Below are 19,563 nucleotides of genomic sequence, written 5' to 3'. Positions count from 1 at the left end.
CCTTTTCGGGACGGCTTGGATAGATTCGCGGCTCTTGAAAATATTCGGCCGTGCGCTCTGTTCCCCGTGATTCGTATCAGCAAAGTCAGCAAAACATTCCAGATCAACGGTGAACCGCGGACGGCGCTGGACAACATCAGCCTGGAGATCCGCGCCGGCGAGGTCTTCGGCATCATAGGCCGCTCGGGCGCCGGCAAGAGCACGCTGGTGCGAACGCTCAACCTGCTCGAGCGGCCCAGCAGCGGCCAGATCATCGTCGGCGGGCAGGACATCACCGCGCTGGACAGCGCCGGCCTGCAGCGCCTGCGCCGCCGCGTCGGCATGGTGTTCCAGCACTTCAACCTGCTTCAGGCCAAGACGGTGGCCGAGAACATCCGCTTTCCGCTGAAGTTGGGCGGCGAGCTCAGCGCCGCACAGATGGACGCGCGGGTCGAGGAGCTGCTGCAGCTGGTGGGCCTGGCCGAGCAGCGCCACCAGCACCCGGCCCAGTTGTCGGGCGGGCAGAAGCAGCGCGTCGGCATTGCTCGCGCGCTGGCCAACCAGCCCGATGTGCTGCTGTGCGACGAGGCCACCTCGGCGCTGGACCCCGAGACCACCCAGTCCATCCTGCGCCTGCTGCTGGACATCAACCGCCGCCTGCAGCTGACCATCGTGCTGATCACCCACGAGATGGACGTGATACGCGCCGTCTGCGACCGCGTCGCCATCCTCGAGCGCGGCCAGCTGATCGAGACCGGCGAGGTGGCCGATGTGTTCCTGTTCCCGCAGCATGCGGTGACCCGGGCGCTGCTGGCCGAGAGCCACCAGGCCGGGGCCACCGATCTGCAGAGCCTGCGCGCCGAGCTGGGCGCCTCCACCCACGGCCCGCTGCTGCGCCTGAGCTTTCTCGATGAGGCCGCCACGCAGCCGCTGCTCAGTCAGCTGTCGCTGGAACTGCATCTGCAGCTGAATGTGCTGCAGGGCACGATAGGCCGCATCAAGGGCCGGCCCTTCGGCCAGCTGGTGGTGGAGCTGCTGCACACCGAGCAAGACCCGACCCTGCTGGCCAAACTGCAGCAGGCGCTGCGCCAGCGTGACATCCGCTTCGAGCTGCTGGACGAACCGCTGGAGGCCGCCGCATGAGCTTTGACAACCTGAACTGGCCCGAGATCGGCGAGGCCACGCTGGACACGCTCAGCATGAGCGGCGTGTCGCTGGCCTTCACCGTGTTGCTGGGCCTGCCGCTGGGGGTGCTGCTGTTCCTCAGCGGCCGCGGCCAGCTGCTGGCCAATCGCCCGGTCTACGCGGTGCTGTCGCTGGTGGTCAATGTGCTGCGCTCGCTGCCCTTTGTGATTTTGCTGATCGTGATGCTGCCGCTGACCGTCTGGCTGGTCGGCACCTCGATAGGCGTGCCCGGTGCGATACCGCCGCTGGTGCTGGGCGCCACGCCCTTCTTCGCGCGCCTGGTCGAGAACACGCTGCGCGAGGTGGACAAGGGCGTGATCGAGGCCTGCCAGGCGATGGGCGCCAAGACGCACCAGATCATCTGGAACGGCCTGCTGCCCGAGGCGCTGCCGGGCCTGCTGGCGGCCGTCACGGTGACGGCCATCGCCCTGGTGTCGTACTCGGCCATGTCGGGCGCCATCGGCGGCGGCGGCCTCGGCGACCTGGCCATCCGCTACGGCTACCAGCGCTTCCAGACCGATGTGATGGCCGTCACCGTGCTCCTCTTGATCTTGCTGGTGCAGGCGATCCAGTTCGCCGGCGACCGGCTGGTGCTGCGCGTGGCGCGGCGCTGAAACCCCTTCTCGTACCCCCGAGTCTTTTAAAACTTTCCCACAAGGAACACCCATGTCGAAAAAACTGTCCCTGCTGGCCGCCGCACTGCTGGCCTTCTCCACCTTCGCCGCCCAGGCCGAGAAGCTGAGCATTGCCGCCAGTCCGATCCCGCATGCCGAGATCCTGGAATTCGTCAAACCCCGCCTGGCCAAGGAGGGCGTGGAGCTGGACGTCAAGGTGTTCGACGACTACATCCAGCCCAATGTGCAGGTCAGCGAGAAGCGCCTGGACGGCAACTTCTTCCAGCACAAGCCCTATCTGGATGAGTACAACAAGAACAAGGGCACGAATCTGGTGCTGCTGACGCCGGTGCACATCGAGCCCTTCGGCGCCTATTCGCGCAAGCACAAGTCGGCCGCCGAGCTGCCGGTGGGCGCCACCATCGCCGTGCCCAACAACCCTGCCAACACCGGCCGGGCGCTGCTGCTGCTGGCCGGCCAGGGCCTGATCACCTTGAAGGACCCGGGCAATATCCTGGCCACCGAGCGCGACATCGTCACCAACCCGAAGAAGCTGAAGATCCGCCAGCTCGACGCCGCCGCACTGCCGCGCGTGCTCGACCAGGTGGACGCGGCCATCATCAACACCAACTACGCGCTCGAAGCCAAGCTGGTGCCGGCCCGCGACGCGATCTTCTTCGAGACCGGCAAGTCCTACTACGCCAATGCCCTGGTGACCCGGCCGGACAACCGGGACGCCGCCGCGGTGAAGAAGCTGTCCGCCGCGCTGCAGTCGCCCGAGGTGAAGAAGTTCATCGAGGAGAAGTACAAGGGCGCGGTGGTGCCGGCGTTCTGACCGGACTTGAGCGATGCTAGAGGCATGAGCACCGCCCCCTTGATCGTCTGCCTGTGTGCGGCCTGGTGCCGCACCTGCGACGGCTACCGCGCCACCTTCGACGCGGTGGCGCAGCAGTTCCCCGACTGGCGCTTCGTCTGGGTGGACATCGAGGAGCAGAGCGCGCTGGTGGACGACTACGAGGTCGAAACCTTCCCCTGCCTGCTGGCCGGGCAGGGCACTGCCCTGCAGTTCGCCGGGCCGGTCACGCCCCATGCGCCGACGCTGACGCGGCTGCTGGCCTCGCTGGGCGGCAACCCATCTGCCGCCGTCAAGGACGCCGCGGCGCAGCAGCTGTGGCAGCGGCTGCGCCCAGCCAGCGACTGAGTTTCAGCGCTGCGCGGGCGCCACCGTAACGTCGCCCTGACCGCTGCGCGCCAAGGCGTCGGCCACAAAGCCGCTGGCCTTGTGCTGCTCGATGAAGGCCTGCAGATACTGCTGAGCCAGCGGCCGGCCTGCCGGCAAAGCCATGGCCTGCTCGATGGCCATGAAGCGGCCCTCCAGCACGCGCACATTGCGGTGGCTGGCGGCATAGGCAGCCAAGGGCTGCTTGACGCCTGCGGCGGCGTCCAGACCCTCGCTGACGAACAGCTCGATGGCCGCGGCCGAGGTGGGCGCGCGCACCAGCTGTGCATCCTTCAAGGTGCGGCTCAGATACAGGTCGTAGGCGGCGCCCTTGCCGACGGCGATGCGCACGCCGGCGCGGTCCAGCTCGGACGGCATCAGGAACGGTGAATTGTTGGGCACCAGATAGCCGCCCTCGATCAGCACATAGGGTGAGGTGAAGCTGATCTGCGTGGCGCGCTGCGGGTCTATGGCCAGGAAGGCCACGTCCCAGGCTTGATCATCCACAGCTTCCAGCACCTTGCCGGCAATGTCGTAGCCGACCAGCTCGACCGCCAGGCCCAGCTGCTGGCCCAGCGCGTAGGCCAGGTCCACGGACACGCCGCGCGGCTCGCCGCTGATGGCGTCTTTCTGGGCCAGCACCGGGTTGCCATAGTTGATGGCGGCGCGCAGCCGGCCGACGGGGGCGAGCTGCTGCAGCAGCTCCGCCGTGGGGTCAGGTCTCGTCACAAAACTCATACTGCCACTCCTACTGCAACTCCTGCGACTCAAACACCATGCTGCTTCAACCAGGCGTGCATGCGCCGCCAGCCGTCGCGGGCCTCGGCCTCGCGGTAGCTGGGCCGGTAATCGGCAAAAAACGCATGCGGCGCGTCTGGGTAGACGTGCAGCCTGGAGCCGCCGCCATTCAGCCGCAGCCCCACATGCTGCTGTTGTACATGTTCCAGCGGAATGCCGCTGTCCTGCCCCCCATATAGCCCCAGCACCGGCGCTTTCAAGGTGTCCACCACATCGACCGGATGGCGGGGATGGAAGACATTGGTCGGCCCGGTCAGTTTGCCGTACCAGGCCACGGCGGCGCGCAGCCGCGGCTGGTGGGCGGCGTACAGCCAGGTAATGCGCCCGCCCCAGCAGAAGCCGGTGATGGCCGCACGGGCCGTATCGCCACCATGCGATGCGGCCCAGGCCAGGCATTGGTCGAGGTCGGACAGCACCTGGGCGTCCGGCACCTGGGAATAGATCTTGTCGCGCAGCTCGTCCATGCTGGTGGCCTTGGAGGCATCGCCCTGGCGGAAGTACAGCTCGGGCGCGATGGCCAGATAGCCCAGGTGGGCCAGGCGGCGCACGACATCGCGGATGTGTTCGTGCACGCCGAAGATTTCATGCACCACCAGCACCACCGCAAACGGCCCCGCTCCTTTGGGCTTGGCCCAGTAGACGGGCAGCTTGCCGGTGGGCGTGGCCACCACCGAGTCGCCCTGCACCAGGGACTCGGCATCGGTCAGCACCAGAGTGTCGGCCGCGACCGGCTGCACCGCGGTGGCAAAGCGGGCACGCAGGGCGTCGGAATAGGCTTGGCTCATGGCGGCTGGGGTTCGATTCAGGTCGGCTTGGCGCTCGGACTATTGTCTGCGCCCAAGCCTGTCGTCTGGCTGACGGCCGTGCCGTGCAGGGCCTCGGGGAAGCGGTCCATGCGGCGCAGCGGCGTGAAGCGCCACATCCACAGCCCGGTCACGGCCAGCGTGGCGACGCCGCCCAGCAGGATGGCCGGCACCAGGCCGAACCAACCGGCCGTCAGGCCCGACTCGAACTCGCCCAGCTCATTGGATGCGCCGATGAACACCGCGCTGACGGCGCTGACACGGCCACGTATCGCGTCCGGCGTCTCTGACTGCACCAAAATGTGGCGCACATAGACGCTGACCATGTCACCGGCGCCCATCAGCACCAGGGCGCACAGCGACAGCGGCAACCAGGTCGAGGCGCCGAAGGCTATCGTCGCCACGCCGAACAGGGCCACACCGCCGAACATCCACAGCCCGACATGGCGGCGCAGCGGCCAGGCCGCCAGCACGGCGGTGGTCAGTGCCGCGCCGACGGCCGGGGCGCTGCGCAGCAGGCCCAGGCCGGTGGCGTCGACCTGCAGCACGTCGCGAGCCACCGCCGGCAGCAGGGCGGTGGCGCCGCCGAACAGCACGGCAAACAGGTCAAGCGAGATCGCCCCCAGCATCACCGGGCGCGAGAACACGAAGCGCAGACCGTCAAGCACATTGCGCAGGGAGGCCGGCTCCTGGCTGGCAACGACGCGCTCGCCATGGGTGCCCAGCATCAGCAGCACGCTGCCGGCCAGCAGGGCCGCGACCACGCCGTAGACCACCAGCGGCCCGGCCAGATAGAGCAGGCCGCCCAGCACCGGCCCGGCGATCACCGCCACATGAAAGGCCGAGGAACTCAGCGCCACCGCCTGGGCAAAGCTGCCGGCCGGCACCAGATTGATCAGGATGGCCTGGGAGGCCGGCATGCCGAAGGCACGCGCGCCGCCGAACAGCACCAGCACCGCAAACACGGGCCAGACCACGTGAAGATCAGACAGCGTAAAGGCAAACAGCAACAGCGCGCACAGCAGATTGACGGCCAGGCAGCAGGTGATGATGCGGCCGCGGTCCAGCCGGTCGGCGGCCTGGCCGGCCGGCAGTATCAAGAGCACGAACGGCAGGAACTGGGCCAGGCCGACCAGGCCCAGGTCCAGCAGGCTGCCGGTGATCTCGTAGATCTGCCAGCCCACGGCCACGCTCTGCATCTGCACCGCCAGCGCGCCCAGCACCCGGGCAGCCAGATAGAGCGTGAAATTTCGGTGGCGCAGCACGCCCAGGGCAGGGGAACTCAGCACAGGCATGCGACTCCGGATTCAAGAGGGGGTCGCTCAAACCATAGCAGATGGCGCAGCGCGCGCCATACGCCGAACGCCCCCTCGGGCGCCGGCACCTTACAGGGTCGCGATGGACACCTCGGTCGATTTGACCAGGGCGATCACCTCCTTGCCCGGCTTCAGGCCCAGCTCCTTGACCGACCTCGTCGTGATGACCGAGGTGACGATCAGGCCGCTGGGCGTTTCCACGTCCACCTCGCTGACCACCGGCCCCTCGATCACTTCCTTGATCTTGCCGCGGAACTGGTTGCGTACATTGATGGCGGTGATGGTCACTTGAAACTCCTGATTGTGATGTGGCTCCGGACCGAAGCCATGGGCTCACGATAGCCAGCCACCCCGCGCCGGTGAACCAATTGTTTTGACTTTGCATATTCATGCGCCGCGTCAGTCGTCAGCTTGACGAAGGGGCGCGCGAACCGACGCGTCGCGCAGCGAATTGCGATACTTCCCGACCACCCCGCCAGACCGGCCCGGTTTCGCGTTGTCATCGCGGGCGATCACAAGATTCACGAGGGAGCCCCATGAAACGTCTTGGTATCAAATCGCTGCTGATCGCCGTAGCGGCCCAGCTGCTGGGCACGCAGCCGGCGCTGGCCAGCAGCACCGAGCGCCTGACCGCCACGCTGGAAGCCCGCTTCAAGCAGGACCGCACGGGCGCCTGCGTGCTGGCGGCGCTGGTCGAGGGCCAGCAGGTCAGCCGCGGCCGCTACTGCGCGAGGCCCCGCGTCGATGGCGGGCCCGGCGCCGACGCGGCCTTCGAGATCGGCTCGATCAGCAAGACGATGACGGCCTTTCTGGTCTCGGACCTGATCGCCACCGGCCGCTGGTCGCTCGACGACCCGATTGCCAAGCATCTGCCGGCCGGCACCACCGTGCCCCGCCAGGGCGAGCGCCAGATCCTGGTGCGTGACCTGCTGACCCACAGCGCCGGCCTGCCGTCCCTGCCCTCGCGGATGCGCTCGACTAACCCCGCCAATCCCTATGCCGATCTGAGCGAGGCGGAGCTGCTGGCCTCGCTGGCCGATGTGCAGCTGAGCCGTCCCATCGGCAGCCAGGCCGAGTACTCCAACTTCGGCATGATGGTGGTGTCGCTGGCGGTGGCCAGGGCCCATGGCGGCGATTTCGAGGCTGCGCTGCGCCGCAAGCTGTTCGAGCCCTTGCAAATGAATGGCGCCTTCATCGCCCGGGCGCCTGCCGGTGTGCCGCAGGCCCAGGGCCATCTGCCCTCCAGCACGGCCACCTCCGCCTGGACCATCACGCCCAATCTGGCCGGTGTGGGCATGGTGCGCGCCACCCTGGACGACATGATCAGGTACGCCCAGGCCCAGCTCGGCATACTCGACACGCCGCTGTTGGCGCGGCTGCAGGCCACACACCGGCCGCTGGCCCATGGCTTTGCAATGAACTGGGCGGTGCTGGATATCCAGGGCCACAAACTGCTGGTGCATGAGGGCGGCACCGGCGGCTTCTCCTCGCTGCTGGCGCTGGAGCCCGCCAGGCAGCGCGCACTGGTGATACTGGCCGACACGGCGCTGACCGACCTCGGTGGCCTCGGCGACATCGGCCTGGCCCTGCTGGACCCCGCCATGCCGCCTACCAAGCCGCGCCTGGCCGCCACCCCACCGCCAGCGCTGCGCAAGGCCCTGCTGGGCGAGTACGAGCTGGCCGGCCTGAACGCGCGCATCTTCGAGCAGGACGGCCGCCTGATGGGCCAGGCCGAGGGCCAGCCGGCGCTGGAGCTGCTGTACGACAGCCATGGCGACTTCTACCCCACCGCTGTCAGCGCCCTGCTGACGCCGGTGCTGGCCGATGGCCGCGTCGATCGCTTTGCCTGGCGCCAGGGCGGTGGCGTGCTGGAGGGTGTGCGCAAGGGCAGCCAGCGCGCTCCCACCGCCACCAACCCGCTGTGGAAGGACTGGGCCGGCGACTACCAACTGGCGCCGCAGTTCAGCCTGCGCGTGTTCGAGGCCGATGGCAAGCTGCTGGTGCAGGGCACCGGCCAGCCGGCCATAGCGGCGCAGGTGAGCGGCACCGACCGCATCGAGATCAAGGCCGTCGGCGCGGTGGTCGAGTTCAAGCGGGGAGCCGGCGGCGAGGTCGTCAGCGCCACCCTGTTGCAGGGTGGCCAGAAGCTGGACGGGAAGAGAAAGTAACTCAGCGCGCCTTGCGCCCGGCAGGCTGCTTCATCTCGACAAAGAAGTCCCAGAGCTGCTGCGCCGCCGGTGACAGGGTGCGGCTCTTGCGCCGTATCAGCCCGACATGGCGGGTCACCACCGGATCCTGCAGGGGCACGCTGACCAGCAGCGGATGGTCCTTGCCCGGCATCGCCAGCGAGGGCACGGCCGCCACGCCCAGGCCCGCCTCGACCAGGCCCAGCAGCGTGGTCACATGCTGGGCCTCATAGACACTCTCCGGCCGCCCGGGCAGGCCAGCCAGGGCCTGGTCCAGCAGCAACCGGTTGCCGGATGACTTGGCCACGGCGATGAAGTCATAGGCCGCCAGCTCCGTCCAGCTGACCGAGCGCCTGCGCGCCAGCGCATGGTCGCGCCGACAGGCTGCGACGAAGCGCTCTTCCAGCAGCGGGTGGAAATCGATATCCGGCTCCTGGCTGCCGATGAAGTTCAGCCCGAAGTCGGCCTCGCCCCGCGCCACCGCATTCAGCACCTCGTTGGCCCCCGCATCGAACACGCGCAAGCGGATCTTCGGATAGCTCTCGCGGTAGCGCACGATCACCCGCGACAGGTAGTAGTAGACCGTTGACGGCACGCAGGCGATCGTCACCTCGCTCAGCCGGGTGGCCGCGATGCCGCGTATGCCCAGCAAGGTGGTGTCCAGGTCATCGAGCAGCTGCTGTACCTTGCGTGCGAAATCTCGGCCCACCGCCGTCAGGCTGACGCGCCGCGTGGTGCGCTCCAGCAGCTTGGCCCCCAGCGCCTGCTCCAGCTTCTCGATGCGCCGGCTGAAGGCCGGCTGCGAGATATGCACCGCCTCGGCAGCGCGTCGGAAGTTGCCCAGCTCGGCCACGGCGCGGAAGGCCAGCAGGTCGTTGAGATCGAAGTTGATGGCCATGGCGGCTCCGGCATTGATGTGTTTAGTGGATCAATTGATCATAACTATGCAATTCCCATGCATGGATCGATCAACCAACATTCGGGCCATGGAAACACACACCCTGCCCTGCGTTCTGATGCGTGCCGGCACCTCCCGCGGCCCGTTCTTCCTGCGCGACTGGCTGCCCGAAGACGAGCAGCTGCGCGACGAGGTGCTGATCGGCGCGATCGGCGCATCCGACCTGCTGCAGGTGGACGGCGTCGGCGGCGGCAACTCGCTGACCAGCAAGGTCGCCATCGTCTCGCGCTCCAGCGAACCAGGCTGCGCAGTGGACTATCTGTTCGCCCAGGTCGGCGTCGGCCAGCGCTCGGTGGACACGCGGCCCAACTGCGGAAACATGCTGGCCGGCGTCGTGCCCTTTGCCATCGAGCAGGGCCTGGTCGAGGCGCAGGATGGCGAGACGACGGTGCGTGTGTTCAACGTCAACACCCGCTCGCGCATCGACGTGACGGTGCTCACGCCGAACGGCCGCATCCGCTACGACGGCCAGACCAGCATCGACGGCGTGGCCGGCACGGCCGCGCCGATACGGCTGAACTTTCTCGACGCCTGGGGCGCAATCACTGGCTCGTTGTTCCCCACCGGCCGGCGCATCGACCACATAGACGGCGTGGCGCTGACCTGCATCGATGCCGCCATGCCACTGATGATCGTGCAGGCCGCCGAGCTAGGCCTGAGCGGCCGCGAGGCCCCGGCCGAGCTGGATGCCAACCGCGCCTTGCTCGACCGGCTCGAACAACTGCGCCGCGCCGCCGGCGAGCTGATGGGCCTGGGCGATGTCTCGACCAGCGTGATCCCCAAGCCGGTGATCGTCAGCCCCGGCGATGACGTCAACAGCATCCGCTCACGCTACTTCACGCCCCGGCGCTGCCATGCCTCCCATGCGGTGACCGGCGCCATCGGCGTGGCCACCGCCTTCGCGCTGCCGGGCACGGTGGCCAGCGGCGACCCCGCCCCGCAAGGCGTGCGCGGCATCGCCGTGCTGCACCCGCAGGGCCGCATCGAAGTGGAGGTGGCCGTGCACGGTGAGGGCCAGCACGCGCGCATCGAACGCGCGGCCCTGGTGCGCACCGCCCGAAAGATTCTGCAGGGCGAGTTGCACCTGCCGGACTACGTGTTCTCAAGACCTCTTTGCGCAGACACCAATGGAGACAAACCCATGTTGACGATGAAGAAGCTGACCCCGCCGGTGCTCGCCGCCGCCCTCGCCGCAGCCGCCAGTGCTGCCTTCGCCTACCCCGACAAGACCATCACCCTGGTCGTGCCCACCGCCGCCGGCGGAGGCAATGACGCAATGGCGCGAACGATTGCGCAGAAGCTCGGGCCACTGCTGGGCCAGAACATCATCATCGACAACCGCGCCGGCGCCAACGGCTCGATCGCCAGCGAGTTCGTCGCCCGCGCCACGCCCGACGGCCACACGCTGTTCTTCGGCTATATCGCCACGCACAGCATGAATCCGGCGCTGCAGAAGCTGCGCTACGACCCGGTCAACGACTACGAGCCCATCGGCCTGGTCGGCTACTCGCCGACCCTGATGGTGGCCACCGCCAAGGCACCGATCAAGGACGTCAAGGATCTGGTGGCCCAGCTGAAGGCCAAGCCCGACTCCTACAGCTATGCCTCGGCCGGCAATGGAACGGCGCCGCACTTCGCGGCCGAGCTGTTCCTGCTCAACGCGGGCGTGAAGATGACCGGCATCCCTTACAAGGGCTCGGCACCGGCGGTGTCGGACACCATCGGTGGGCAGACACAGTTCATGTTCCCCAGCCTGTTCACCGCGCTGCCCCACGTGAAGACAGGCAAGCTGCGCGCGCTGGCCATTGCCGGGCCGAAGCGGGTGTCCTACCTGCCCGATGTGCCGACCTTGAAGGAGGCCGGCGTCGATGGCGTCGATGTGATGCAGTGGTACGGCCTGTTCGCGCCGGCCAAGACGCCCAAGGCCATCGTCGACCAGATCAACAAGGCGCTGAACCAGGTGCTCAACGACAAGGAGCTGGTCAAGCGCATCGAGGACCACGGCGCCGATGTCGAGACCAGCACGCCGGAGCAACTCAGCGCCCTGGTCAAGAGCGAGCTGGCGAAGTGGAAGCGCGTCGTCGCGCAGGCCAAGCTGACCGCCGACTGATCAACCACAACAACGGAGACACCCATGAAACGAAGCCTCATCGCCACGGCAACCCTGCTGCTGGCCGCCAGCCCGGCCTGGTCACAGAACGTCACCCTGGCCGGCGTCGCCGATGCCGCAGTGCGCCAGGTCAGCAACACGGGCCGCGGCTCGGTCAGCTCCCTGGTCAGCGGCGCCAATGCCACCAGCCGCATCATCATCCGTGGCACCGAGGACCTGGGCGGCGGCCTGTCGGCCGGCTTCCATCTGGAGCACGGCCTGCTGCTTGATGCCGGCACGCAGGCCTCGGCCACCCAGTTCTGGGACCGTCGCTCCACCGTCAGCCTGGTCAGCAAGGAATGGGGCGAGCTCCGCGCCGGCCGCGACTTCGTGCCCACCTACTCGAACTGGAGCCGCTACGACCCGTTCAGCTATGTCGGTGTCGGCGGATCGAACAACTTCATCTCCGCCACGCCGAACGGGCCGATACGGGCGGCCTTCGGCTCCGGCCTGAACACCACGGTGCGCTCCAGCGACTCGGTGCAGCTGCTCTTGCCCAGCGGCCTCGGCGGCCTCGAAGGCGGCCTGATGCTGGCGGCCGGCGAGGGTGGCACCACGGCCACCGGGCAGAACAAGGTGAAGGGCCTGCGCCTGGGTTTCAGCGGCAAGGGCTTCAATGTGTCGGCTGCCGCCGCGCGCAGCGAGAACAATCTGACGGCCGGCCATGCCTTCAGCGATCAGGTCATCGCCGGCAACTATGACTTCGGCATCTTGCAGCTGTCCGCTGCAGTGCGCCAGTTCAAGTGGAACACCGCCAAACAGACCAGCACCTTGCTCGGCGCCTGGATTCCGCTGGGCAAGGGCCAGCTGAAGCTGTCGCTGAACCGGGTCGATCTGTCCGGCAAAGTTGGCGCGACCGTCATCGACGCCAACGATGCGCAGCAGCTGGCGGTCGGCTATGTCCACGAACTGAGCAAGCGCAGCGCGCTGTACGCCACCGCCTCGCGCATCGCCAACAAGGGCGCGGCCACCTATGTCGTGCCCGGCGGCGCGGCCGGCCTGGCGGGCGGCGGCAGCTCGCGAGGTATAGAACTGGGCCTGCGCCACAACTTCTGAACGAGAGGCTTTCGATGGACGATTTGTCTGCCTGGGTGGGTCGCAGCGAGACGCTGCACGACACCATCACCGTCACGCCGATGGCCGCACTGCGCGCCACCCTGGACTATGCGGCGGCGCCGATAGCACCAAGCAGCGCGCTGCCACCGCTGTGGCACTGGCTGTACTTTCTGCCGCTGCACCGGCAGTCGGAGATCGGCGCCGACGGCCACGCCCGGCGTGGTGGCTTTCTGCCGCCGGTGCCGCTGCCGCGCCGGATGTGGGCAGGCAGCCAGTTCGAGTTCCGCGCGCCGGTGCGCGTTGGCGACTCCGTGGCGCGCACCTCGACAATCGAATCGGTCAACAGCAAGCAGGGCCGCAGCGGCACGCTGGTGTTCGTCAAGGTGCGGCACGAGCTGCGCTGCAACGAGGCGGCCGAGCCGGCCCTGGTCGAGTTCCATGACATCGTCTATCGCGAGGCGCAGCGGCCGGACGATGTGGTGCCGCCGCCGCAGGCCGCCCCCACAGGCGCGGCCTGGCAGCGCGAGATCGTCCCCGACGACGTGCTGCTGTTCCGCTACTCGGCGCTGACCTTCAACGGCCACCGCATCCACTACGACCGCAAGTACGTGACCGAGGTCGAGGGCTATCCGGGCCTGATCGTCCACGGCCCGCTGATCGCCACGCTGCTGATGGACCTGCTGCACCGGCAGCTGCCCGACGCTCAGGTGGCGAGCTTCCAGTTCAAGGCGGTGCGCCCGACCTTCGACCTGCATCCGTTCCGCCTCAACGGCCGGCGCGACGCCGACGGCAAGACCGTGCGGCTGTGGGCGCAAGACCACGAGGGCTGGCTGACGATGGATGCGACTGCCACCCTGCGCTGAAAGGAAACAGCAATGCAGCCCCTCAAAGGCCTGACCGTCGTGACGCTGGAACATGCGATCGCGGCGCCATTCGCCACCCGCCAGCTGGCCGACCTCGGCGCGCGGGTGATCAAGATCGAACGCCCCGGCAGCGGCGACTTCGCCCGTGGCTATGACAGCCGGGTGCGTGGCCTGGCCTCGCACTTCGTCTGGACCAATCGATCCAAGGAAAGCCTGACGCTGGACGTCAAGCACCCCGAGGCCGCCAATGTGCTGGAGCGCCTGGTGCTGGAGCAGGCCGACGTGGTGGTGCAAAACCTGGCCCCCGGCGCCGCGGCGAGATTGGGCTTGGGCTACGAGCGGCTGGCGGCGCTGAAGCCGGCCATCATCGTGTGCGACATCTCAGGCTACGGGGCCGACGGCCCCTATCGCGACAAGAAGGCCTACGACCTGCTGATCCAGAGCGAGGCGGGCTTCGTCTCGGTCACCGGCACGGCCGACGAGCCCAGCAAGGCCGGCTCGTCGATTGCAGACATCGCCGCTGGCATGTATGCCTACACCAATATCCTGGCCGCGCTGCTGCAACGCAGCCAGACTGGCCGGGGCCAGCACATCGACATCTCGATGCTGGAGGCCTTGACCGAGTGGACCAGCTACCCGCTGTACTACGCCTTCGACGGCGCGCCACCGCCGCCGCGCACCGGCGCCAGCCACGCGACCATCTACCCCTACGGCCCCTTCCCGACCGGTGATGGCGGCACGGTGATGATGGGCCTGCAGAACGAGCGCGAGTGGCTGAACTTCTGCACCACGGTCTTGCAGCAGCCTGAGCTGGCGCAGGATGCCCGCTTTGCCGGCAACGCCCAGCGCGTGGCCGAACGGGTGGCGCTGCGGGCGCTGATCGTCGAGGCCTTCAAGCCGCTGACGGTGGCCCAGGTGGTCGAACGCTTGGAGCTGGCACAGATCGCCAACGCCCGCGTCAACACGATGGCCGACGTTTGGGCCCATCCGCAACTGAAGGCCCGCGAGCGCTGGCGCGAGGTGGGCACCTCGGCGGGTCCGGTGCCGGCCTTGCTGCCGCCGGGAACCTGGGACGAAGGCCCACGCATGGACCCGGTGCCGGCCCTGGGCGAGCAAACCGATGCGATCCTGGCCGAACTGGGCCTGGATGTCGAGGCCATACGGTCGCTGCGTGCTGCCGAGGCGATCTGAGATGAAACTGATCGACTTGTCCGAGGGTGGCGGTGCTTTGCGCTTGGCTGCAATGGGGTGGCAGAGGGGGCGGGGGGCCGGCCACCACGGGCTGAAGCTTGGGCCGGTCCCTTCGGCCCGACCTCCAGCTTCTTTATGCCCGTCGTGGCCGGCCCCCCACCCCCTCTGCGGATGCGTTGGTGGCCGCCGACCCCGCGTGGTGCACGAGCCTTGCGGATTGGCGAGCCTCCACACCCGTTGCAGCTGGACCGAGGGTGTGCCGGCCGCAGCGGGCATAGGGAAGCCGGAGTTCGGCCCGTCCAGGGCCGGACAAGGCTTCAGCCCGCAGCGGCCGGCGCGCCCTCGGTCCTGCCGCCTCATGCTTCAGGTGTCGAGTGTCGCGCCCAGCGCGGTGGAGAACTGAAATGGCCTCGCCCACAGCGCGCACCTATCTGTTCGTGCCCGGCAATCGTGCCGAACGCTTCGCCAAGGCGCTGGCCAGCGGCGCGGACGCCGTGGTGCTTGACCTCGAAGACGCGGTGACCGCCGAGACCAAGGCCGCGGCACGGGACGCCATCGCCAACTGGTCGGCCGGAGCCAGTGACGACGAACGCGCACGCGTCGTCGTGCGCATCAACGAGGCGAGCAGCAGCCATTTCGCTGACGATCTGGGCCTGCTGCGAGAGGCCGGGCTGGGCCGCGCCATGCTGGCCAAGACCGAGTCCGCCAGCGAGATCGATGCGCTGCATGAGGTGCTTCCTGCTGTCGAGGTGCTGGCCCTGATCGAGTCGGCGCGCGGCATCGCTGCGGCCACCGTAATGGCGCAATGCTCCGGCGTTGCGCGCCTGGTCTTCGGCACGCTGGACTTTGCGCTGGACCTCGATCTGGACATCGCCGAGCAGTCCGATGGCCTGCTCCATGCCGCCAGCCAGCTGGTGCTGGCCTCCCGTCTGGCGGGTCTGCCAGGCCCTGTGGCCGGGGTCACGCCGCAGATCGACGACGAGCCACGCCTGCTCGCCGACCTGGCCTGGGCGCGCCGGCTGGGCTTCTCCGCAAAGCTCTGCATCCACCCAAAGCAGGTGGCCCCCATCCACCACGCACTGGCCCCAAGCCCGCAGGCGCTGGACTGGGCACGGCGCGTACTGGCCGCCGACGCGGCCTCGCCAGGCGCTGCGCGGCTGGACGGCCGAATGATTGACCGACCGGTGGTTCTGCAAGCGCAGCGCACGCTACAGCGCGCCGGCCACTGACCTACCGAACCCCAACACGGAGACCCATCATGGCCTCGACAATCATTGACTCCGCCATCTTCCAAGGCATCTTCTCCAGCGACGCGATGCGCGCGGTCTGGTCCGACGAGAACCGCACGCAGAAGTACCTGGACATCGAAGCGGCGCTGGCCAAGGTGCAGGGGCAGCTGGGCCTGATTCCTCAGGAGGCGGCCGACGAGATCATCAGCCACTGCCAGCTCGACCAGATCGACATGGCCAAGCTGCGCCAGCAGACCGAGCGCATCGGCTACCCGATACTGGGCGTGGTCTCGCAGCTGAACCTGCTGTGCCGCGACAAGCTGGGCGAGTATTGCCACTGGGGCGCGACCACGCAGGACATCACCGACACCGCCACGGTATTGCAGATCCGCGAGGGGCTGGAACTGGTGGATGCCGAGCTGGCGGCGATCTCGGCCGCGCTGGCCAAGCTGTGCAGGGAACATCGCGACACACCGATGATTGGGCGGAGCAATCTGCAGCAGGCGATTCCGGTCACCTTCGGCTACAAGATGGCGGGCCTGCTGTCGGCCGTCGAGCGGCACCGCGAGCGGCTGGCCCAGCTGCGGCCGCGCGTGCTGGTCGGCGAGTTCGCCGGAGCGGCCGGCACGCTGGCCTCGCTGCAGACCGGCGCGATGGACACCCAGGCCGCGCTGTGCGCCGAGCTGGGCCTGGCCCAGCCCGTCATTGCCTGGCACACGATACGCGACAACATCGCCGAGGTCGGCGCCTTCCTCGGCCTGGTCGGCGGCACCCTGGGCAAGCTGAGCATGGACGTGAAGCTGATGATGCAGACGGAGGTCGGCGAGGTCTTCGAACCCTATGCTCACGGCCGAGGCTCCAGCAGCACGATGCCGCAAAAGCGCAACCCCATTTCGAGCTGCTACATCCACGCGGCGATCTCGGTCGTGCGCCAGCATGCGGCCGCGCTGATGGACGCGATGGTGGCCGACCACGAGCGCAGCACCGGACCCTGGGAGATCGAATGGATCGTGCTGCCCGAGGCCTTCTGCCTGATGGCCGGCGCGCTGAGGCAATCGCGCCTCGTGCTTGAAGGCCTGGAGGTCGATGTGGCCGCGATGCGCCGCAATATCGACATGACCCACGGTCTGGTAATGAGCGAGGCGGTGATGATGGGGCTAGGCCCCTACATCGGCCGCGAGTACGCCCATGACCTGGTATATGACATCTGCCGCGCCGCGGTGAAGGAGCAACGCCCGCTGCTGGACCTGCTCTGCGAGCACCCCGAGATCAACAAGCACCTCGACCGGCCCGCGCTGGCGGCACTGTGCGACCCGAGCAACTATCTCGGTCAGTCGGGCGTGATGGTGGACCGGGTGCTGGATTCGCTAACTCAGTGAGTCGAGGTAGGCATCGCCATCGTCGATGCCGAACTCGATCCACATCGGCAGGTGGTCGCTCATGCGGTAGGTGCGCCAGTCCTTGAAGTTGCGGCCGGGCTTGGCGGCGCGCTCGGCGGCATAGAGGGCTTCGTCCTCAAGGCGATAGACCTGCTCGTAGAAATCGAACACGCCGGCCTTGCCGGTGGGCGTCAGATGGGCCAGCTCCTTGAAATAGGCGATCTGGTCGTAGTGCCGGTCCTTGGTCACGTTCGAGCCGGGCACCGACTGCAGCGCCTCGGGCACGCGAAAGCCGGCGGCCGTCAGCGCCTCCATCGTCACGTCCTTGCGGTTGAAGATATTGAAGTCGCCCAGCGCGATCAGGTTGTCGCGCACCGGCGTACCGCCGGGCTCGTACTGCGGCGCGCTCGACAGCTTGCCTGCGTACTTGGCCAGGGTCTTGCCGAAGGCGGTGATCTCCTCCAGCCGGCGCGGGTCCACCGGCACGCTCTCGCCGTAGTAGATGTGCACCGTGGCCAGGGTCAGATAGGCCCAGCCGGCGCGAAAGCCGGCGATATAGGGCGAGCGGGCCATCTGCACCGGCTCGGTCTTGGCCCCATTGACCTTGGGCAGCACCAGCTCGGCCGCCAGGCCGGTGAAGCTGACCTTGCGGCGGTCGAACAGATAGGCCATGCGCTCGGAGTTGCCCGAGGTGCCCAGCGTCACGTCGGTGACGATGAAGTCCCACCAACTACCCAGCAGCCGCTGCAGCACCTGCAAGGGGTAGAGCCCGTCGCGCACCTCCTGGATGGCGATCAGGTCGAAGCGGCTGAGGATCTCGGCGATGTAGAAATAGGGCTCCTCGGCCCGGTAGCCGTATTTGCCGGAGTCGAACTCGCGTATGTTCCAGGTCGCCAGCAGCAGGGTGTCGGAGGCCGTCCTGGCCGGCAGCGCCGTGGACAGTGCACCGCGCAAACGCTTGAGTCCGTCGACGGTGCGTTTGCGCGTCGCGGCGTCCTGGATCTTCTTCAGGCCAGCGTAGTAAGGCATAGGCGCTCCCGGTTGCGGCGGCCCATCGTAGCGCGGCGGCGTGCGAAAAGCGACCCATGGTGCGCGCAAACGCGGCCAGAATCGGCTCCCATGAACATCACCGATCTGACGGCGCATGCGCTGTCCGCCGCCATACGCTCCCGCCAGGTCTCCTGCCGCGAGGTGATGCAGGCCACGCTGGCGCGCATTGCTGCCGTCAACCCCCTCCACAACGCAATCGTCAGCCTGCGCGACGCGGACACGCTGCTGCGCGAGGCCGATGGCTGCGATGCCGTGCTGGCGTCCGGCCAGCCGGTCGGCTGGATGCACGGCCTGCCGCAGGCGATCAAGGACATTGCGCAGACCGCCGGCCTGCGCACCACCTCCGGCTCGCCGCTGCTGCGCGACTTCGTCCCCGCCCAGGATGGCCTGATGGTGCAGCGGATGAGGGCCGCTGGCTGCATCATCATCGGCAAGACCAACACGCCCGAGTTCGGCCTGGGCTCGCACACCTTCAACGAGGTGTTCGGCCTCACCCGCAACGCCTATGACCCGTCGAAGTCTGCCGGCGGCAGCAGCGGCGGCGCGGCCGTGGCCCTGGCCACGCGCATGGTGTCTGTGGCCGACGGCAGCGACTTCATGGGCAGCCTGCGCAACCCGGCCGGCTGGAACAATGTGTTCGGCTTTCGCCCCAGCCAGGGCCGCGTGCCGGCCTGGCCGGCCAACGATGTGTGGGTGACCCAGCTCAGCACCGAAGGGCCCATGGCGCGCACGGTGCAAGACCTGGCCCTGCTGCTCGACACCCAGTCGGGCTACGACCCGCGCGTGCCGCTGTCGCTGCCCGACCATCCCAGCTTTGCCGCGGCGCTGGATGGCTTTGAGCCCAAGGCCGCGCGCATTGGCTGGTTGGGCGATCTGGGCCGCTATCTGCCCATGGAACCCGGCGTGCTGGACGTCTGCGAGCAGGCCCTGCGCCGCTTGACGGAATGCGGCTGCACGGTCGATACCATCGCCAAGCCCGGCTTTGCGCCCGAGCAGGTCTGGCAGACGTGGCTGGTCTGGCGGCGCTGGCTGGTGGCCGCGCGCCTAGCGCCGCATCTGGCGAATCCGGCGAACCGTGCGCTGATCAAGCCCGAGGCACTGTGGGAGCATGACCAGGCCGCCGATCTGAGCGGTGCCCAGACGCTGGCCGCCAGCGCTCAGCGCAGCGCCTTCTACCAGCAGATGCTGGCCCTGTTCGAGCAGCACGACGTCCTGGCCCTGCCCTCGGCCCAGGTCTGGCCCTTCGACGCCGAGCAGCGCTGGCCGACCCAGATCGCCGGCCGCCAGATGGACACTTACCATCGCTGGATGGAGGTGGTGATCTACGCCACCCTGGCCGGCCTGCCCTGCATCAGCGTGCCGGCGGGGTTCAGCGCCAGTGGCCTGCCCATGGGCCTGCAGCTGATAGGCAGGCCGCGCGGCGATCTGGCGCTGTTGCAGCTGGCGCGGGCGTATGAGAACGCCGCGCAGGATGTGTTGAGCGTGCGGCCCGCCTGGAGGTTCTTGGCAAAAGGGGGCGTCAGCAACGGAGGCAGGCCGGGCTAAAGAACTGCAGGCTTGAGAGGGACTGGGCCATCGCGACGCACGG

18 protein-coding genes are annotated in these 19,563 nt (G+C 68.1%); 12 read left to right on the top strand and 6 right to left on the bottom strand.

Annotated features, from left to right (window positions below; all coding sequences use genetic code 11):
- Positions 1-66 precede the first annotated feature (66 nt).
- From DES47_RS07720 to DES47_RS07705, 4 genes are read left to right on the top strand one after another with little or no spacing between them, the layout of a single operon-like run.
- Positions 67-1,122, top strand: coding sequence for a methionine ABC transporter ATP-binding protein (locus DES47_RS07720; protein WP_133700101.1), 1,056 nt, complete (start codon positions 67-69; stop codon positions 1,120-1,122).
- The gene (locus tag DES47_RS07715) at positions 1,119-1,778 is read left to right on the top strand and encodes a methionine ABC transporter permease (protein WP_133700100.1); all 660 of its coding nucleotides are present in this window, start codon (positions 1,119-1,121) and stop codon (positions 1,776-1,778) included. The genes DES47_RS07720 and DES47_RS07715 overlap by 4 nt, the downstream gene beginning before the upstream one ends.
- A 52-nt stretch (positions 1,779-1,830) precedes the next feature.
- The gene (locus tag DES47_RS07710) at positions 1,831-2,613 is read left to right on the top strand and encodes a MetQ/NlpA family ABC transporter substrate-binding protein (protein ID WP_133700099.1); all 783 of its coding nucleotides are present in this window, start codon (positions 1,831-1,833) and stop codon (positions 2,611-2,613) included.
- 24 nt (positions 2,614-2,637) lie between these two features.
- Positions 2,638-2,979 (top strand): thioredoxin family protein, encoded by a 342-nt coding sequence (locus tag DES47_RS07705; protein ID WP_133700098.1) that lies wholly within the window; start codon positions 2,638-2,640, stop codon positions 2,977-2,979.
- 3 nt (positions 2,980-2,982) lie between these two features.
- Here the strand turns inward: DES47_RS07705 and DES47_RS07700 are convergent, their stop codons facing one another.
- From DES47_RS07700 to DES47_RS07685, 4 genes are all read right to left on the bottom strand, one after another.
- Positions 2,983-3,735, bottom strand: a complete 753-nt coding sequence (locus tag DES47_RS07700; RefSeq protein ID WP_133700097.1) for an ABC transporter substrate-binding protein — start codon at positions 3,733-3,735, stop codon at positions 2,983-2,985.
- Positions 3,736-3,764: 29 nt separating this feature from the next.
- Positions 3,765-4,580, bottom strand: a complete 816-nt coding sequence (locus DES47_RS07695; RefSeq protein ID WP_133700096.1) for a dienelactone hydrolase family protein — start codon at positions 4,578-4,580, stop codon at positions 3,765-3,767.
- A gap of 17 nt (positions 4,581-4,597) precedes the next feature.
- Positions 4,598-5,893 carry an MFS transporter gene (locus DES47_RS07690; protein ID WP_133700095.1) on the bottom strand — a complete coding sequence of 432 codons (1,296 nt, stop codon included), beginning with the start codon at positions 5,891-5,893 and terminating at the stop codon, positions 4,598-4,600.
- A 90-nt stretch (positions 5,894-5,983) separates the two neighbouring features.
- Complete coding sequence (locus DES47_RS07685) at positions 5,984-6,202, bottom strand: TOBE domain-containing protein (protein WP_133700094.1); 219 nt, start codon at positions 6,200-6,202, stop codon at positions 5,984-5,986.
- Between the two features lie 248 nt (positions 6,203-6,450).
- Between DES47_RS07685 and DES47_RS07680 the strand changes: the two genes are divergently transcribed.
- Positions 6,451-8,082: a serine hydrolase gene (locus DES47_RS07680; RefSeq protein WP_166651900.1), complete on the top strand. Its 1,632-nt coding sequence runs from the start codon at positions 6,451-6,453 to the stop codon at positions 8,080-8,082.
- A 1-nt stretch (position 8,083) separates the two neighbouring features.
- Here DES47_RS07680 and DES47_RS07675 read toward each other — a convergent pair whose 3' ends face one another.
- Positions 8,084-8,998 (bottom strand): LysR family transcriptional regulator, encoded by a 915-nt coding sequence (locus tag DES47_RS07675; RefSeq protein WP_133700092.1) that lies wholly within the window; start codon positions 8,996-8,998, stop codon positions 8,084-8,086.
- An 88-nt stretch (positions 8,999-9,086) separates the two neighbouring features.
- On the opposite strand from DES47_RS07675, the gene DES47_RS29655 reads away from it, so the two are divergent.
- The 6 genes from DES47_RS29655 (at position 9,087) to pcaB (ending at position 16,925) form a co-directional block, all read left to right on the top strand.
- Complete coding sequence (locus tag DES47_RS29655; RefSeq protein ID WP_133700091.1) at positions 9,087-11,168, top strand: 4-oxalomesaconate tautomerase; 2,082 nt, start codon at positions 9,087-9,089, stop codon at positions 11,166-11,168.
- Between the two features lie 24 nt (positions 11,169-11,192).
- The gene (locus tag DES47_RS07665) at positions 11,193-12,263 is read left to right on the top strand and encodes a porin (protein ID WP_133700090.1); all 1,071 of its coding nucleotides are present in this window, start codon (positions 11,193-11,195) and stop codon (positions 12,261-12,263) included.
- Positions 12,264-12,277: 14 nt separating this feature from the next.
- Positions 12,278-13,126, top strand: a complete 849-nt coding sequence (locus DES47_RS07660) for an HTD2 family dehydratase (protein WP_133700089.1) — start codon at positions 12,278-12,280, stop codon at positions 13,124-13,126.
- Positions 13,127-13,138: 12 nt separating this feature from the next.
- Positions 13,139-14,317 carry a CaiB/BaiF CoA transferase family protein gene (locus DES47_RS07655; RefSeq protein WP_133700088.1) on the top strand — a complete coding sequence of 393 codons (1,179 nt, stop codon included), beginning with the start codon at positions 13,139-13,141 and terminating at the stop codon, positions 14,315-14,317.
- 404 nt (positions 14,318-14,721) lie between these two features.
- Positions 14,722-15,546, top strand: a complete 825-nt coding sequence (locus DES47_RS07650) for an HpcH/HpaI aldolase/citrate lyase family protein (RefSeq protein ID WP_133700087.1) — start codon at positions 14,722-14,724, stop codon at positions 15,544-15,546.
- A 29-nt stretch (positions 15,547-15,575) separates the two neighbouring features.
- Complete coding sequence (gene pcaB / locus DES47_RS07645) at positions 15,576-16,925, top strand: 3-carboxy-cis,cis-muconate cycloisomerase (protein ID WP_133700086.1); 1,350 nt, start codon at positions 15,576-15,578, stop codon at positions 16,923-16,925.
- Here pcaB and DES47_RS07640 read toward each other — a convergent pair.
- The gene (locus DES47_RS07640; RefSeq protein ID WP_133700085.1) at positions 16,914-17,954 is read right to left on the bottom strand and encodes an endonuclease/exonuclease/phosphatase family protein; all 1,041 of its coding nucleotides are present in this window, start codon (positions 17,952-17,954) and stop codon (positions 16,914-16,916) included. The genes pcaB and DES47_RS07640 overlap by 12 nt on opposite strands.
- 90 nt (positions 17,955-18,044) lie before the next feature.
- Here DES47_RS07640 and DES47_RS07635 point away from each other — a divergent pair, with 90 nt between their 5' ends.
- Complete coding sequence (locus DES47_RS07635; RefSeq protein ID WP_133700084.1) at positions 18,045-19,520, top strand: amidase; 1,476 nt, start codon at positions 18,045-18,047, stop codon at positions 19,518-19,520.
- Positions 19,521-19,563: the final 43 nt, after the last annotated feature.

It is taken from the genome of Roseateles toxinivorans (assembly GCF_004362525.1).
Classification (GTDB): Bacteria; Pseudomonadota; Gammaproteobacteria; order Burkholderiales; family Burkholderiaceae_C; genus Paucibacter; species Paucibacter toxinivorans.
The sequence above is the reverse complement of the archived record's forward strand: the minus strand, read 5'-3'. Positions and strand labels throughout refer to the sequence as shown.